We start from the raw sequence: 16,536 nt of genomic DNA, 5'->3' as shown, positions 1-16,536 counted from the left end.
ACAGGGGTGGAGAGCATTTGCAGGCGAGTCTCGGCAAGCTCAAGCAGTACTTCTTGCCGGTCCCTCGCGGTCTGGTTCTGCTGACGGACTGTGTTTTGACGGTCGCCGGATACTATCTAGCGTTTGTGTTCCGGTTCTCCTTACCATTGCCTGAAAGCAACGCGGAGGCTTTTCGGATACTACTACCCTGGATCCTCCTTGTGACAGCCACGGTTTTCGCTGCGCTCGGCCTATACGGAATGCCACCGTTCAACGCCAACAATGGGATGCGGTCAACTGTCGTAGCCGTCTTCCTGTCCGTCCTCGCTACCATGGCGGGAGCCTACTGGTTCCGCGGGTTTGCGTTTCCGCGAACCGTGTTTGCCATTGCCCTGGCAATCAATTCGATACTGATCGCAGCGTGGAGGCACATTGTTGCACACCTGGACACAAAAGCCGGGGGAATCCAGCGACTTCTTGTGGTATCGCGCAACGCAACACAGGATCTCCTGCTCAACCTGCGGCTGACGGGGTCGAACCGGGTACTGGTAGCCGGCGTAGTGAACCCCGAAGAAGCCCTGCGTATGGCCGAGCACTCTCATACCTGCTCTTCACCCACAGGTGGGTACGATGGGGTACTCCTCGTAGACGTGCCCGAACCCGATAGACGGCAGATCATCGAAACGTTCGCTGGTCGAGGAAAGCAGGTCCTGGTCCAGCCCGGACCACTCGACATCCTAATGGCAAGCGCGCGCACCGGCAGAATCGATGATCATCCGCTCTTGCTGCTCGCCGGACTGGGCCTGAACCCTGGGCAGGCCTTTGTGAAAAGGGCATTCGACGTCGCTGTAACAACCCTCGCCCTCAGCGTATCGCTGCCCGTCATGGCTCTCATATCGGCAGTAATCCTGCTAACCTCCGGCCCCCCAATCCTTTATCGTCAGCAGAGGGTGGGCCTGCGAGGAAGGGTCTTCGAAGTGTGGAAGTTCAGGACAATGCACCGCAATGCCGAGGCTGAAACGGGCCCTGTACTCTCGTTGAAAGGAGATCCTCGCGTAACGCCCGCTGGGAGGGTCTTGCGCGCCCTTCGACTGGACGAGACTCCCCAACTCTTCAACGTGTTGCGGGGTGACATGAGCATTGTGGGTCCACGCCCTGAACGGCCTGAGTTCGTTGAAGAGTTCGCAGCCTCTATCCCCGGCTACAAATACCGGCTCTCAGTCACGCCAGGCCTCACGGGGCTAGCTCAGGTCAGGGGCAAATACTCGACAGATCCCGAGGACAAACTGCTTTATGACCTGCTTTACATAGCTAACTATTCCCTTGCGGCAGATCTTTCGGTGATAATGCAGACAATCGTGACGGTCCTCACTCCTCAGAGTGCGGAAGGAATTGCATCTCCAGTAGCTGGGCAGCATGGTTTGGACAGACCCAGTCCGCCTCCCGTGGACTCCTGACATGAGTGGCACACCGACCAGGGTCTTGTACGTGATAACGAGGTCTGAGCCTGGGGGCGCCCAAACCCATGTACTGAACCTCCTGGAAGGCCTCAACGATGTGGAGCGGGGGTTGGTGACCGGGGAAGAAGAAATGCTGGCTTCCAGGGCAAGAACGCTTGGGAGCACAGTATGGATACTGCCTCACCTGGTCCGCCGCATCAGCCCCTGGAACGATGTCCGCACGGTAGTCGACCTGCGCCGCATCATCCGCGAATTCCGTCCTGATGTTGTTCACTGTCACTCATCCAAGGCGGGGTTCCTCGGCCGCCTGGCGGCGCGCCTGGAAGGGGTCCCTGCCATATTCACCGCACACGGCTGGGCCTTTTCGGAGGGGACACCCTGGCCACGGCGGCTCGTTGCCCTCCTTGCCGAGAAGGTGGCAGCCCGTTGGTCCAGTGCCATCATTGTCGTGTCGAAGCACGACCGAGGTCTGGCTGACAGATGTCGCGTGGCCCCACCAGGTCTCTTGCACCTGATCCACAACGCCATCCCGGACTGCGGGCAGAGGGCGAAGCCCGGCAATGGCCGCCCGGTCACTATCTCCATGGTCGCCAGGTTCGCTCATCCGAAAGACCACATCGCACTGGTGAAAGCCCTGGAGCCCCTGGACGGCGACTGGCGCCTCTGGTTCATCGGGGACGGGCCGTTACTCCCGGCAGTGCACAAGTACGTGGACCGGCGAGGCTTGTCCGGGAGGGTTGAGTTCCTGGGCCAAAGACATGACGTCGCCTCTCTTCTTGCACAGTCGCACATCTTCTGCCTGATATCAAGGTACGAGGGGCTACCCATCAGCATAATCGAGGCGCTGATGGCAGGTTTGCCGGTTGTGGCGTCTGACGTGGGCGGGGTGAGTGAACTGGTCAGTGACGGCGTCAACGGCTACCTTATACCGGCCGGAGATAGGTCCGTCAGCGTGCTGCGTGAGCGCCTCGCGTGTCTCATCAAGAAGCCCGACTTGCGTCGACAGTATGGAGCGATGGGCAGGCGGTTGTACGAACACCTCTTCCGGTTCGAAGACCATCTGGGCAAGACAAGGAGCCTCTACTACAGGGTTGCCCAGTTGGCTGGGGGAACAGCAGATCGAACTCCATAGAAAAGACTGGCCACCCGTGACTCCTCCTGACCCCAAGGACAAGCATAAATCAATGAAAAGGGTAATCATGTTGCAGGTTTGCTCGCGGCCACGAGCTGGTTCAACCCAAACTGGAACCTCTTGTAGACAACGCCTGTAAAACTTTTGTCACCCAACAGCGCTCGGAGATCTGTTTCGGAATAGTAGCGTTTGTGGTCTCGTATCTCCTCAGCGGAGATCAACTGAAGACGAAAAGCCAAGAATTCCAGTAGCGCTTTCGAGCAAGGACTAGGAGTGGTAAGGATGATTCTCCCGCCCGGCTTCAGAACCCGAAAAACGTCTTCAATCACCGCAGCAGGTTTGCTCAGATGCTCTAGCAGCGCCAGCATGGTAACGCAGTCGATGCTTGCACCCTGCAAGGGAATACCACTATTCAGGTCCAGGGGGGACAACACCATCTCTCCCCTCTCCCTCACCCGGTCAACGTTCCGGTCGAATCCGTAGCCCTTGCTGATTGTTCCAGAATCTAGTAGTGCCTGCAGAAAACGCCCATCAGGGCCACAGCCAAGATCGCAGAGTACACTACCGGCAGGTACCAGTCTTCTTACCTTCGCATAACGCATGTTGGCGATCATTTGATCCCAGAGCGTCCACCTTTCCCGCAATAGCATCCGCCTCCAGGCAATCCTTGGCAAAGACTTTTCCAATGATGCTTGTGTAGACTCCTTGCAGCCCGAGAAGGAACCCGGTTAGTGAGAGCATCCAACTTCTGGTGGCCACGAAGGGTCCGTACCCGCCACGTTGCCAGCACATGAAATGGTACCCCAGAATTGGCACGCTAAGACAAACGAGAAAGAGACTGAAGTTGCGCGTGCCCGTATAGACAGAAGTGTTTGCGAGCGTGCGGGTGACCCGCGACGGTTTCTTGAACCGGTGACGTACCGCGTAAAGGTCAATTATGATGCCGTAAAACGCCGTGTTGGCCCCGAGAAGTATGAGGGTCAGGCTGGTCAAGAAGGTGTGCAGGCTCAGGCGGACGTGGTCAAGATGAATGGCCCCTTTGACGGTCAGTACACCGGCGAAACACAATCCGATTAGAGCTATGATTGACCCAGGCAGAGTAAAGGTCAAGACTGGCCTGAAGATGAATAGCAGGTCAACGAGGACACGCAGTATTCGCCATCCGTCCCGAAACGGGCGCAGTTTTGTCAAACCCAGGCGACTACGGTAGGCTATTGGTATCTCTGCGGCAGAGAATCTCATTCCACTTACCTTTACGACGATCTCCGTTTCGATGGCAAACGTTGAAGACTCTAACCCTATTGCTTTAAGCGCCTCGCGTCTCAGACCATACAGCCCCGAGAGAGGGTCGTTACCTATGAATCCAGAAAACCTCTTGATCAACCCTGTAATGAGCCAGTTGCCAAATCGATTAAGAAGAGGAATGTGTTCCCTGTTTGTACGGCAGGTAAATACCACATCCACCTCTTCGAGCTTCCGGACTATGGACGGGATGAACATGGCTGGGTAGGTTCCGTCAGCATCCAGGAAAACAATGCATTCCCCATTGGACACTTCGAAGCCTGTTCGCATTGCCGCACCCTTGCCGCGGTTTGTGGCGTGACTAACCACCCTATCGGCCAAGCCTTGGGCAAGTTGAGCAGTCTTATCCGTAGAGCCGTCGTCCACTACGATGATTTCGGTGGAATCCCCAGCAAGGGCTTCCCTGAGTTCTTGTAGTGTAGGCTGAATACCTGCTTCTTCATTGTATGCTGGGATTATTATCGATACTCGCTGCACTAAGACCACCCCGTTGCCTATCGGCACGTTACTCTCAATTGTTCAGATTAATTCTTCTCAGCTCATACAAGTCTACCGGTTCCAGACAATTGGTTATTTCGGCGCACCTTTCCTGAATTGGCATAAAACCATATCCCCTTAAGATGCTGGAAGCCTCTTGAAAACCGTCTTTCGTGGTAAGCAGAAAAAACGGCCCTGAGTGAGATGTGAGGACATCTCTGATTTCCCGTTGCCACTTTTCTGAAGCTGCGGGATCAAAGTTGCTTTGTACACGGACAAAACGGGTCTCAACTGGAAAGGAAGGAAGAAGGAATGCAGTCGGCGAGTACGACGTCATTATCACTGTGCCCTCTTTTAGGCCTGGGATCAGTGGGACAGATGTCCCGAAGTAGTTGGAGTCACGCCAGGGCAAACGACCCCAGTTTGGAGCCTTCATCGTACCAACCATCAGCAGAAATGCAAGAGACACCGACAGACACCTTGACTTTGAGGTGGAAAACACATGAAAAATCAGAAGCACAATGAGCAATGGCGCCATCAACTCCAAAGGAGCAAGGTAGCGGTAGTAGGAAAAGATCGCAGCCCAAATAGATACAGAGACCACAAAAAAGGTCAATAGAAGATTGAACTCATTTGCAGTGGTGCAGTCCTTCTTGCGCATCCGAGTCCAGCAAGACATCATAGCATAGACCACCGTCAAGACTAGCGCCAACGGGAACCTGATTGCATTGAAAGGTAGTTCCAGGATTCTGTGCGGTCCCAAACCAACAAAGGAAAACGGGAGCATTAAATACTCACCCACAGTCTTGGGCAACCAGCGAAGGTCCCGGCAAGATGTTGGAAGAGCATAGGGAGATTTGAACAGTTGATTGAAAAAGGGGAAAAACGGGTTCTTGAAATGAGTGTATAATAAAATGGCCCAATAACCGTCCGTTAAGACAAACCCGAGAGCAGAGCCTGCTGCAAACAAAAGGAATGTCCTTGCATAGACGAGTCCATCATTTGTAGGCAAATGAGTGTTCCTATGTACAATCAGTAATGCTATCGCTGCAGCAACGACGTAGGGGGAAAAGGTGAGTTTCGTTCCTGCAGCACTGCCAAAAAGGAAACCTGAGAAGAGAAGCCACTTCGCCGATTCCCTAGGGTTGGAGCATGATTTTAGCAAGTAGTACAAACCACCCAAGACAAGAGGCGAAAGAGTCAAATCGCCCATTGTAGTACCGACTTCGGAAACAGCAGTAGGTGCATACATACCGAGAATAGCACACATCAATGATACTATCTGTTTGGGAACACGCTTGATTGGAAGAACCCACAAGGAAATGATGAAGAGCAGATACAGGTTTATACCATGCACTGCGCCCAGGATGAAGCCGGCAACCTTTGGCGGGAGCCATCTGATCAGTGAATAGTGGAGTATATCCAAGAACGGGTTCAGAAACGTCTGGAGTTGAGCAGGGGCGTAATCCTTGGAAACGCGACCAGTCATGATGGCGTAGCCGTTATAGAAATGGTAGTTCCTTAGATCCCAATTCACGTCTTGACCCAGCCACATAGACAGACAGCCGACTGCCATAACACAAGTCACTAGCATCAAGAAACAGTATTGCCAACGCACGTTGTCTCCTCCGTGTGGCGCTAGTGCAGGAAAGGACATCCATTACAGTCCAACCCTTACGGAACCAAGCCAACCGAGTCCTCTCGGTAGCCCAGTTTTATCTCAGGCATCGCGTTCCACCCCCATGCCCCCAAGGAGGGTTCGCGCCAAGCAGCGGAAATCCTGCTAATTGGCATTTTCCGTTCCCTCTGTGCCCACGAGAAGGCTCTGCAACACCTGGCTAACCATTCTCCAACTGTACCGTTCCTCCACCAACCTACGGCCTGCGGCGGCCAGAGCGGCTCGGCGGGCCGGATCGCGCAGCAGGCCGACCACCGCGGCGGCAAAGTCGGCCGGTTTGTCCACAACTTCCAGATGCACACCCGGGACTACTTCCAGACCCTCATAGCCTAACGAAGTGGAGACCACGGCACGGCCAGCGGCGAGGGCTTCCAGTACCTTATTGTGTATGCCGGTGCCAAAACGCAAAGGGACAACCACCAGGGAAGAGCTGGCCAAGCATGGCCGGAGGTCCGGCACGTGACCCCAGAACTTCACTCCTGGTAGCCGGGCAAGAGATACGACATCCACGGAGGCCTCTTTTCCGGCGATGTGCAGCTCTGCCTCCGGGACTACTTTGCGGACCTGGGGGAAAACCTCGCGGCAGAACCAGATGAGGCCGTCGGCATTAGGCGGGTAGCGGAGGTGACCGTAGAAGAGGAGCACGGGACGCCCCGGATCGGGCAGCGGTCGGAAATAATCCAGGTCCACTCCGTTGGCCAGAACACATACGTTGGCTCCGGGAGCTATCTTTTCCAGCGCTGCCGCATCCGATGCGGAAGCAAGGAGCACCACATCCGTCAGTCCGGCAATGCGCCGTTCCTGACGGGCAAGCCGGGCTGCCTCTATTAAGCCGAAAAGCCTGGCCGCGCTGGAGGAGGCAAATCGTGTCATCCGGCGGCGGTAGAGACTGAGACTGTCAGTGAGATCGGCCACCCGACGTCTGACTGAGCACTGCTTCAGATAGCCAGCCATCTTCAGCTGGCACGCGAAAGCAAGATCGAACTCACCCGTTCCCGTCATCTGACGGAGTAGCCCCCCCATCCTGAAGGAAGCCCGCGCGGCCATGGTCACGGGTAAGTGAGGTAGCCGAGCTACATTGAGGAGCATCTGGAGACGGCCAAGCGGTACTGCATAGACAGCCTCGCAAAAGGGACCAATCACCTCCCGCCAAGTTCCCTCTTCGTCACCTGGGGCACAAAACGACACGAGAGTGACCGCGTGCGCCTCAGCCAATGCCTTGAGAAGATGATAGTTCCGGAGCTTGTCCCCCTGATCGAGCGGCCAGGGTGGCTCAGCGGTAAGAAAGACGGTCTTCATGCCTTTGCTGGCCCCCTACACAGATCTCTTGTGGCGTGATTTGAGCAGGTTTCGTAAACCCTTACGGTCTCCTGGGCAGTCCTTTCCCAGGAAAACTGCGCCGCCCATTCAAGCCCTTTTCGGGAAAGATCCTGCCGCATTCCTTCATTTGAGGCCAAGACGAGTATGGCAGACGCCAGCTCGTCTTTGTCCAGAGGATTCACCAGTATCCCGGCTTCACCCACAACTTCGGGGAGGGAAGAAACATTGGATGCTACAACCGGGGTACCACACGCCATGGCCTCCAGCACGGGCAGGCCAAAGCCTTCGTACAGAGAAGGATAGACAAAGATGGTAGCAGCGTTGTACAGAGCCGGGAGCAGATTACCCGGCACATAACCTGGGAACAGGACCCGGTGCTCTAGACCCAACTGTCGGGGTAGCGCATAAATATCCGTGCACTTCCACCCCTTGGCTCCAGCAATCACGAGAGAATGGTCCAGACCTTGCGCCACTGCTTGCCCGAACGCCTGGATTAACCCAAGTAGGTTCTTCCTGGGCTCAATGGTGCCCACGTAGAGGAGGAAACGTTCCGGCAAACCCATCTCTTGCCTGGTATCTGTTACCTCTTCTTTCGGCAATACCCTGAATGCGGGACTCACCCCGTGAAGTATTGGGTGGATTCTCTCCGTGGGAACACCGAAGCACCGCACGACTTCGTCCCTGACGAAGGCAGATGGAGTAATGACAGCAGATGCCTTCCTCAAGGCTCTGGGGACCCGCCGGGACAGATAACTGACCGTCTCCTCCCGGCACCATTCAGGGTGCGTGAGATATGCCAGGTCGTGAACCGTAACCACCACAGGGCACGGCACGAAAGGCGGCACGGCAAAAGCGGGCATGTGCAGCAGATCGAACCTCAACCACCACGCTGCACAGGGCAAGACCACACTCTGCCAGCCCCAGCCTAGTGGCCACCGGACCACCACGGGAGAGACGTGGGCCGGCAAGATGTCATTTTCATACACCTGTCTGCGCGAAAGCAGGTAGAAATGCGCGACGTCCGGTTTGAATTGTGCTAGGCCATTAGCCAGGTGGCGCAGGTAGTTGGGTATGCCGGTATAGGGGTTGGGCAGGGTCAGAATATCGATATCAACACCTATCCGCAATACTACTCAGCCTCCAAGGGCTTCAAAATAAGCTGCGAGCGTTTGACGGGCGCAATGCTCCCAGGAGAACTCCCTCGCACGGCGGCACCCCAAGTCTATGAAGTCTCTCCTCAAGCCCGCATCATCAATGAGTAGCCTCATCTTTGCCGCGAGGTCGCCAGTGTCTGTAGGATCGCACTTCAGCGCTGCCTCCCCGGCCACCTCCCCCACGGAGGTAGTGGTCGAGCACAGCACGGGTGTCCCCAGGCTCATCGCCTCCAGCACCGGTAACCCAAAGCCCTCATAAAGAGATGGATAGACAAAGAAGAGAGCATGTCTATAAAGGCCGGCGATAACCTCATCCGGGAGGAAACCAAAAAGGTGTACGCCCTCCCCCGCTAGAGGAACGAAGGTCTCCGGCCTCTCGATTCCCGCCACAACAAGAGAAGGGGAGGCTCTTCTTTCGGCGCGCAGCCGGCGATACGCCTCCAGAAGGCGCACAGTATTCTTGCGCCTGTCCACCGCACCCACGGCAAACATGTACTCCCCATCCTCTATGCCGAGCCGCGAAAAAAGCTCCGAGCGCTCAAGTGGTTGCTCAGCTGCCGTGGGAGCCTCATATGTGACACGGATCTGTTCCCGTGGTATCCCCAAGACCTTGCTGATGTCCTGCCGGGAGTATTCCGAAACGGTGATGACCAGATCGCTCATCGCAGACACCCGCGTCAAAACCCCCATCCGGTACGTGCGGCTCAAACGGTGGCGCAAAGAAAGCTTTGCCTTACTAAACTCCCGGCGCCGGAACTCGATTACGTCGTGGATGGTGGTAACCAGACGGCAAGGTTTAGACAAAACCGGCGCAATGTTGCTGGTGCAGTGCAGGAGATCCACCCTGTCGTGGCGGGCGGCAAGCGGCAGGGCCACTTGCTCCCACCAGGCCAGGTTCAGCGCAGGTAATAGCCGCACTCTGAACGGCGGCCCTTCAAAGGCCGCAACCACCTCTGGGCAGGCGGTGTTATCTGCGTAAAGGATGATTTCCATGCCAGGCGGCCTTTGCCGCCGGAACTCGGAAAGCAGATAGTATATGTACGTCCCGATACCCCGCCGGTTCTTCCGCAGGCCATAGCGGGCATCGATACCAACAAGCATGGCGCTCGCCTCAGCTACACCATTATTGAATGCCCACCGATATGTGTATCTAGAGTGCCCTACGTTTTCCTCCTTCCAGGTAAAGCCACGCTAGATGCGCCGGAAGGTGAGGGAGAACAAGATCGGCCCCCTGGCCAAGCTCATTCAAGGTGTCCGTAATCCTATCTAAGACGCGGATGTAGAGACTGCTTCCCTCAGCACCAGTTTCCTGGATGAATTCGCAAAGCTCCCGAACGAACTTCTCCAATGAGTGTTCTCTCTCAACGTATGCCTTCGCCGTTTCGCCGATCTTATCCCGCAGCTCGCCATCAGACACTAGGCGTCGTAGCCAAGATGTCAACCCCTCTTCCTCGTTCAGCGGGTCGATCTTTACAACGGAGTCATCGGGGAGATCTGCATACCACCCGACGTTGGAGACTAGGGTCGGCTTGCCCAAGGACATAATCCTGATCAGGCTGCTGCTTGTTTCACCCATGGTAGGGTAACGCAGGTTCACGCATATGTCCGCGCATCTGAGATAGGCATAGGCTGCTTCTATGGGTAAATACCCCAACATCCTGACGACTGGTGCAATGCCATACTTCGTAGCATACGCTTCAAGCCGGTAATCCGGCGAGATGCTTTCGCCAATGACCAAGATGACGACTCTTTCTCTCAAGAACCTGTCTTCAGCGACGGCCCCTATTACCTTGTGCAGCCTTTTCGACGGGGTTATGAAGCCGAGAGACGCCACAATTATCTTGTCTTTAGGTAGGCCAAGTTCTTCCCTTGATCCGCTGTGGTGCTGCCGCGACAGCGGAGAAACCGGTTGATCAATCTTCTTAGTCGTCAGGCCGGGCCTCTTGTCGGCCTGTTTTCTCAGCATTGCTCTTGCGTATTCCGAATGGACTACCAACCCGCGGGCGCGATCTAAGACCGTCCTATTAAGGGGATAATGAAAGACTTCTTCCCTCTCCCAAAGGGGCTTCCCGTCCTCCAGACATTTCCTTGCCAAGTCTGCAGATTCGGCCCCATACTGCTCGTGGACTTCCCGTATGTAGGACGCCGAGTTACGCCTCTTGTCCAGGAAGTAGCCCGCGAAAAAGTGGTGAAGGACGTAGTCGTGAAGAATGACTATGCCCGGGTGAACCTGCAAGACATCATACATTTGCGCATGGAATTCCGCATTGTTGCCCATGTTGTAGACAATCGCGTCGTAGGTCTCAAGCAGTGGCAGAAGCTCGGAGCGCTCCCCGTAGTTGTACACGCGGAAATCCCGGCAGAAACGCAGTTGAGGGATGTTTTCGACCCACAAATCGACCACAGCATGCTTTCTTAATTCATAGACGACTGTCTCACTGTATTCGCTGATCCCCGACTTCAAAGGGGGAAGAGGACTAAACCACGCGATCCTCACAGTGCAGTCAGCTCCTTCACCACGCGCTCCCAGGAGAGCCCCATGGCCAGGATCGCCTCCCTCGCCCTTTTCCCCATCTCCCTCGCCCTTTCCTCGGACTCTCCCAGGTAGTCCATGGCCTCAGCCAATCCCTCAGGTGTGGGGTCACAGACCATTCCTGTGTCCCGGTCGTGAGCAAACTCCAGTGGCCCCCCGCTATCCCGACAGGTGATTAACGCCTTGCTGGCGTAAGAGGCCTCCAGCGTAACGTAGCCGTAGTCTTCATCATAGGGCGGGAAGACCACGGCCCTGCAGCGGGCGTAGAGTGCGCGCTTCTCCTCTTCCGTAACACGATGCATGATCTTGACCCTTTCCTCAAGCCGGTAGCGGCAGATGAGGTCCTGCAACTGTTCCAGGTACATGGGCGTAGCGGCACTGCCGGCAAGACATAGTTTCAGGGGCGTCTTGACGTGCCGCATCGCCTCAATCACCAGGTGCTGCCGTTTCATCTGATCAAGGCGACTTGGGAAGAAGGCGTACGGTTCGAACGCCTCGCAAGAGAACTCCTCCGCATGTGGGCACGGGTGGTAGAGAGGGGTAGAGGTAATCCCATTGTGCCGTTGCAGACGCGCACTGACATTGCGGCTTATGGTGAAGACTCGCACTGCTTCCCTCAAGTATTGGTTATCCGCTTTAAAGATCGCCTCCCGCACCTGGTCTCCCTGCGGGGACAGGTGAAGGTCAGAGTATTCCGTGCCCCAAAGGTCGTAGGCCTGCCGGTGCTGGTGCAGGATCCAGAGCACTTTCCGAGGGTGGTGGAAACAGTAGGCCGGAAATTTGAGGCCAATGAGAAGGTCCACTCTGATGCCGCAGCTCTCGGTCAGGTCAAATAGGCGAGCTGCCAGAATGTGCTCCGGGATCCGCTCGGGCGGATACCATTTGAATGGAATCGTCACCGTCTCGGCCCGGTGGCCTGCCCGCTCCAGGGCCTTTTGCAGTTCCGCAGCAAGGTATTCCGCTCCACCCCAGATGAAAGGAACTTGTACCGTGGCAATTGCGACCCGCATCTCACCGCCACCCCATCACCGCATAATCCTGTGGACCGAAGAGGAGGACGTTAAGCCTCTTGACGCTATCCTCTTCGCCCTGGAGACTTCCTTCCTCAGGGCAAGGTGAAGAAAAACGCACCTGGACCTCCCTGAAGCCCGCCGCCTCCACAAGGAAGCGCAAGGTGGGAGCCGGAACGGGCCTTTCGTGGGTCAGGTCCAGGTAGAAGTCCATCAAAGAAGCGAGGCTGTGTGGGTTCACCGTCTCTAGGATCAATAGACCACCGGGGCGAATCTTAACCAGAGCCGCTTGTACCATCTGCCAGAGCTGTGCGGGGCGCAGGTGCTCCACCACCTGGAAGGCGGTCACCGCACAGAGGCTCTCGTCGGGAAGGCTGCGCAGGTGAGAAAGACCGCAAGCTCTTGACACCTCAAGCCCCTTTTCGCGACAACGCGCGACCATCGCGTCGTTCAGGTCGACACCTTCGGCGGGTATCCCGGCCTCGCGGCAGAGTTCCAGGAATTCGCCCCGTCCGGCCCCCACATCGAGCACCGAGCCGCGGCAAGCCGCGTGGGCTTTCTGGACATCGGGAAGGTAGGCGCGCTGGCGCTCTCTGATGAGCGTCTCCGGCCCCCGGAAATACTGCTCGAAGGCGTGGTATAGCCAGGCCTCGTCCTGAAGCTCCGCATCAGCTACTTCCGCCGCTTTCGGCAAGCCGACTTCTGTAGTAACATGTAGCCTGCTTGTCGCCAGGCGCTGCACAGCGAGTGCCATCTTTGCCCGCAGGAAGGCCGTTTCGGTCCGGTAGTCTTCGACCTGACTCCGGAGGCTAGTCAGTTCCTGCAACACGTTTCCTGCCTGAGCCCGAGTCACCTCAAGGATTTCCCGCTGGAGTCCGGTCCTATCGCCCGCGATGGAGGCAACGCATTGCTGGAGCTCACTGACCCCATCTTTCAGCTGGGCCTGTTCATCCATCAGGGAAGCCACGGCGCCTTTCAGCTGGGCCTGTTCATCCACCTGGGAAGCCACGGCGCCTTTCAGCCGGGCCTGTTCATCCATCAGGGAAGCCACGGCGCCTTTCAGCTGGGCCTGTTCATCCATCAGGGAAGCCACGACGCCTCTTGTCTCGGCCACCCTATTCTCCACTTCCGCCTTATGCGCAAAAACGGAAGTCCTAAACTGCTCTAACTCCGAGGCTATGGTGCCAGACTGTGTCCGGGCGTGGTTCCTTGTCTCCTCCAGCCACCCACCGAGACGGGCCGAGGCTTCAAGAAGTGTGCTGTGAAAAGTCGCTATTTGCCCAAAGAGCGGCTGGTAGAGCCAATAGGTGCTCTTGCGAACGAGCCGCTTGTAAATGGTAATAAGCGGCCCCCAGAAAGGGCGAGTGGAGCGCACCGGGACACGGTTTATGTCCACCTGAGACTGGCCGGCTGCACGGTCAAGCCACCCCTGGATTTCCTCCATCATGCCGGGGCTACCTGGGTTGGATACCTCGATCGAAGTGAGCTGGCCTGCCTTCTTTGCCGCCAGGAGCTCTTCAATGTCTCTTCTTATCGCCTCGACGACAGGATCTTCACCCATGAGGTTCTTCCCCCTCCAATACGGCCCCTCTGCCTCGTTTCTTTCTTCCGCCCAGCCTCGTAAGCAGCAGCCGTCTGAAACCATCTGTCAGGCGTGGCTAGACTCGGGACTCCTACATGAAGAATCTGATAAAAGCCTTCCACGCCACCACTCGAACAGGTCCCCCAGAGTTTGGCAGATAGGAATTTCCGGCTGCCACCCGGTGGCGCGCCGTATCTTCTCCGCTGAACCCACGAGCAGAGGAATGTCAATTCGGCGGCGGAGCTCGGCAGTGGACTTAAGTTCCACTTCCACCCCCGCGACTTGGGCCAGAAAACCGGTAATCTCTCTGACGGTATACGCCCTGCCACTGCAGACGTTGTAGGCCTCGCCAGGGGAGCCGCGCTGCAGAAGCAACCAATAAGCACAGACCACATCCCGGACATCCGTGAAGTCGCGGGCTGCGTCAATATTCCCAGCAGTAATGACGGGCTCTCCAAGGCACAAGGCTACCTCTGCCACGCTTCGGGCTAACCGTGAACAGACATAGGCGGTGCTCTGGCCGGGGCCGGTGTGGTTGAAGGGTCGAACCCGAACGAGGTAAAGACCTTCCGCACCATAGGTGAACGCAAGTAGATCAGCAGCGGCCTTGCTGGCACCGTAATGGTTGACCGGGGCAAACGAACACTCCTCAGTGATCGGTTGTGCCTCCAACGACACATCACCGTACACAGCTGCGGAGCCGACATAGAGTACCCGTGCCTGTGGGGCGGCTTCGCGGACGGCCTCAAACAGGTTCAAGGTGCCCTTGAAGTTGACCTCGTAATAGCGCTCCCGGTCTTCTCCTGTGGTCGCAGCAATACCGGCAAGGTGGTAGATTTCATCCGGCAAGAACTCATCTATCACGTGGAGCAGGTTCTCCCTGTCTGTTACGTTTAGTTGCCGCACGAGTACACCTGCCCCGAGAGCATCCTCACGTTGCTGGCCATGGCAGGCAGCTAAGACAGCATACCCTTTCCCCATTAGAAAACCTACTAGGTAACGGCCGGCGAACCCGTTCGCGCCAGTAACTAGCGCCCGCACTGTCCTTCTACCCTTCTCAAGTCGGATTCCACCATAATGCGGACCAACTCCTTAAAGCCGGTGCGTGGCTGCCAGCCCAGCCTTTCCCGCGCTTTAGTAGCATCGCCTGTCAAGAGTTCCACCTCCGCCGGACGGTAGAACGCAGGGTCCTCCACCACATAATCCCGCCAATCCAGTCCTACCAGGGCGAAGGCTTCGCGGGCGAATTCGCCCACACTGTGAGCCTCACCAGTGGCAACTACGTAGTCATCCGGGTCAGGCTGCTGAAGCATACACCACATGGCTTCCACATACTCAGGGGCGTATCCCCAGTCCCGTCTGGCCTGGAGGTTTCCGAGGTGCAGCTCCTTTGCGAGGCCGTGTGCGATTTGCGCCGCCGTATGGGTAATCTTTCTGGTCACGAATTCGAGGCCTCGCAGAGGTGATTCATGGTTAAATAGAATGCCAGAGCAGGCAAAGATGCTGTACGCTTCCCGGTAGTTCACTGTCATCCAGTGAGCGTAAAGCTTGGCAGTCGCGTAGGGACTGCGCGGGTAGAAAGGGGTTCTCTCATTCTGTGGAGCTGTCTGCACTTTGCCAAACATCTCACTGGAAGAGGCCTGGTAGAACCTTATGCCGGGGTTTACGATCCGGATCGCCTCGAGTACCCTGGCCGCCCCCAGTCCAGTGATTTCTCCCGTCACCAACGGCTGGTCAAACGAGACAGCCACGAAGCTCTGGGCAGCCAGGTTGTAGACCTCATCAGGCTGCACTGTTTGCAGCACGCGAATTACGTTCCCCAGATCGAGAAGATCGAGAGCTACGAGATCCACTTTGTCAGCGATACACAAATAGTGGAGACGCTCCAGATGGATAGTGCTGGAACGGCGAAACGCTCCATAAACCCGGTATCCTTTGTCCAGCAAGAACTTAGCCAGGTAGGCACCATCCTGGCCGGTGATACCGGTGATCAACGCTCTCTTTAACAAGGCCTCTCCCCCTGTCTCGGTCTGTGCTCCAAGCATAGGTAGGTTGGCTGCTACACTTGCTTGAGTTAACGAAATCCAATACCTATCCACTCACTGCCATGGACACTTGGCCGCGCTCCACACTTTGCTTATAAGCACGGGCCACCTCTCCGGCTGGCCCCAGCATTCTAACCTCCCCCCTGTCAAGCCATATGGCTTGATCACACAGTTCTTCCAACTGTTGCGGGGAGTGAGTGACAAACATGATGGTAGTGCCTTTCTTCTGCAATTCTCTTATCTTGGATAGGCACTTCTCCTGGAATGCCAGGTCGCCCACAGCCAGTACTTCGTCGACAAGCAGGATGTCCGGGTCAACATGCACGGCTACAGCAAACCCGAGGCGTGTAAACATGCCAGACGAGTAGTTGCGCACGGGGTTATCGATGAAGTCGCCCATCTCGGCAAAGTCAATGATGTCATCCAGTCTTTCCCTGGTTCGGCTGCGAGTCAAACCTAGGATCGAGGCGTTCAAGAAAACATTCTCCCGGCCAGTGAAGTCGGGGTGGAAACCGGCCCCGAGTTCAAGCAAAGTGGAAACCCGGCCGTTCACCGTGACTTCTCCCCGTGTCGGATAGAGTATGCGGCTGATTATCTTCAGCAACGTGCTCTTCCCCGAACCGTTCCTCCCTATAAGGCCTACCGTGCTTCCCTCGGATACTGCGAGGTTGATACCCTTCAACGCCCAAAAGTCCTCAGCCGTCTGCCTGGCCCAGAATATGAAGTGTTCTTTAAGGCTGGAGGCCCTATCATGGTAGAGCCGGAATCTCTTCCATACATCTTTGACTTCAATAGACGTCAAGACCACCACTCCGAGTAGTACCTCTATGCGACTGAGTGTAACCGGTCTGCCTTCTTCAGTAC

Annotated in this window: 14 protein-coding genes; 2 read left to right on the top strand and 12 right to left on the bottom strand. The window is 56.4% G+C overall.

Translation table 11 applies throughout. From position 1 onward, the window contains the following. The first annotated feature begins 17 nt into the window (after window positions 1-17). Window positions 18-1,436: a sugar transferase gene (locus HPY55_08500; protein NPV70667.1), complete on the top strand. Its 1,419-nt coding sequence runs from the start codon at window positions 18-20 to the stop codon at window positions 1,434-1,436. A gap of 1 nt (window position 1,437) precedes the next feature. Beyond that, window positions 1,438-2,571: a glycosyltransferase family 4 protein gene (locus HPY55_08495; GenBank protein NPV70666.1), complete on the top strand. Its 1,134-nt coding sequence runs from the start codon at window positions 1,438-1,440 to the stop codon at window positions 2,569-2,571. A gap of 65 nt (window positions 2,572-2,636) precedes the next feature. Here HPY55_08495 and HPY55_08490 read toward each other — a convergent pair whose 3' ends face one another. From HPY55_08490 to HPY55_08435, 12 genes are all read right to left on the bottom strand, one after another. Continuing rightward, the gene (locus tag HPY55_08490) at window positions 2,637-3,185 is read right to left on the bottom strand and encodes a class I SAM-dependent methyltransferase (protein NPV70665.1); all 549 of its coding nucleotides are present in this window, start codon (window positions 3,183-3,185) and stop codon (window positions 2,637-2,639) included. Next, the gene (locus HPY55_08485) at window positions 3,133-4,350 is read right to left on the bottom strand and encodes a glycosyltransferase (protein ID NPV70664.1); all 1,218 of its coding nucleotides are present in this window, start codon (window positions 4,348-4,350) and stop codon (window positions 3,133-3,135) included. Before HPY55_08485 ends, HPY55_08490 begins: the two co-directional genes overlap by 53 nt. 34 nt (window positions 4,351-4,384) lie before the next feature. Continuing rightward, entirely contained in the window at window positions 4,385-5,887 is a 1,503-nt protein-coding gene (locus tag HPY55_08480; protein NPV70663.1) for a hypothetical protein, read from the bottom strand. A 246-nt stretch (window positions 5,888-6,133) separates the two neighbouring features. After that, entirely contained in the window at window positions 6,134-7,327 is a 1,194-nt protein-coding gene (locus HPY55_08475) for a glycosyltransferase (GenBank protein ID NPV70662.1), read from the bottom strand. Further along, window positions 7,324-8,475, bottom strand: coding sequence for a glycosyltransferase family 4 protein (locus tag HPY55_08470; GenBank protein ID NPV70661.1), 1,152 nt, complete (start codon window positions 8,473-8,475; stop codon window positions 7,324-7,326). The genes HPY55_08475 and HPY55_08470 overlap by 4 nt, the downstream gene beginning before the upstream one ends. A gap of 6 nt (window positions 8,476-8,481) precedes the next feature. Next, a complete protein-coding gene (locus HPY55_08465; GenBank protein NPV70660.1) occupies window positions 8,482-9,603 on the bottom strand; it encodes a glycosyltransferase family 4 protein in 1,122 nt (373 codons plus the stop codon). A gap of 49 nt (window positions 9,604-9,652) precedes the next feature. Then, window positions 9,653-10,999: a glycosyltransferase gene (locus tag HPY55_08460; protein ID NPV70659.1), complete on the bottom strand. Its 1,347-nt coding sequence runs from the start codon at window positions 10,997-10,999 to the stop codon at window positions 9,653-9,655. Continuing rightward, window positions 10,996-12,045 (bottom strand): glycosyltransferase family 4 protein, encoded by a 1,050-nt coding sequence (locus tag HPY55_08455; protein NPV70658.1) that lies wholly within the window; start codon window positions 12,043-12,045, stop codon window positions 10,996-10,998. Before HPY55_08455 ends, HPY55_08460 begins: the two co-directional genes overlap by 4 nt. 1 nt (window position 12,046) lies before the next feature. Continuing rightward, window positions 12,047-13,606, bottom strand: coding sequence for a methyltransferase domain-containing protein (locus HPY55_08450; GenBank protein ID NPV70657.1), 1,560 nt, complete (start codon window positions 13,604-13,606; stop codon window positions 12,047-12,049). Window positions 13,607-13,693: 87 nt separating this feature from the next. After that, the gene (locus HPY55_08445) at window positions 13,694-14,668 is read right to left on the bottom strand and encodes an NAD-dependent epimerase/dehydratase family protein (protein NPV70656.1); all 975 of its coding nucleotides are present in this window, start codon (window positions 14,666-14,668) and stop codon (window positions 13,694-13,696) included. Next, window positions 14,656-15,672 (bottom strand): GDP-mannose 4,6-dehydratase, encoded by a 1,017-nt coding sequence (gmd, locus tag HPY55_08440; GenBank protein ID NPV70655.1) that lies wholly within the window; start codon window positions 15,670-15,672, stop codon window positions 14,656-14,658. The genes HPY55_08445 and gmd overlap by 13 nt, the downstream gene beginning before the upstream one ends. 46 nt (window positions 15,673-15,718) lie before the next feature. Then, window positions 15,719-16,480, bottom strand: coding sequence for an ABC transporter ATP-binding protein (locus tag HPY55_08435; protein ID NPV70654.1), 762 nt, complete (start codon window positions 16,478-16,480; stop codon window positions 15,719-15,721). Window positions 16,481-16,536 lie beyond the last annotated feature (56 nt).

This window comes from Bacillota bacterium (assembly GCA_013178305.1).
Taxonomy (GTDB): domain Bacteria; phylum Bacillota; class Sulfobacillia; order JABLXB01; family JABLXB01; genus JABLXB01.
This window is presented reverse-complemented; position numbering and strand designations above follow the sequence as displayed.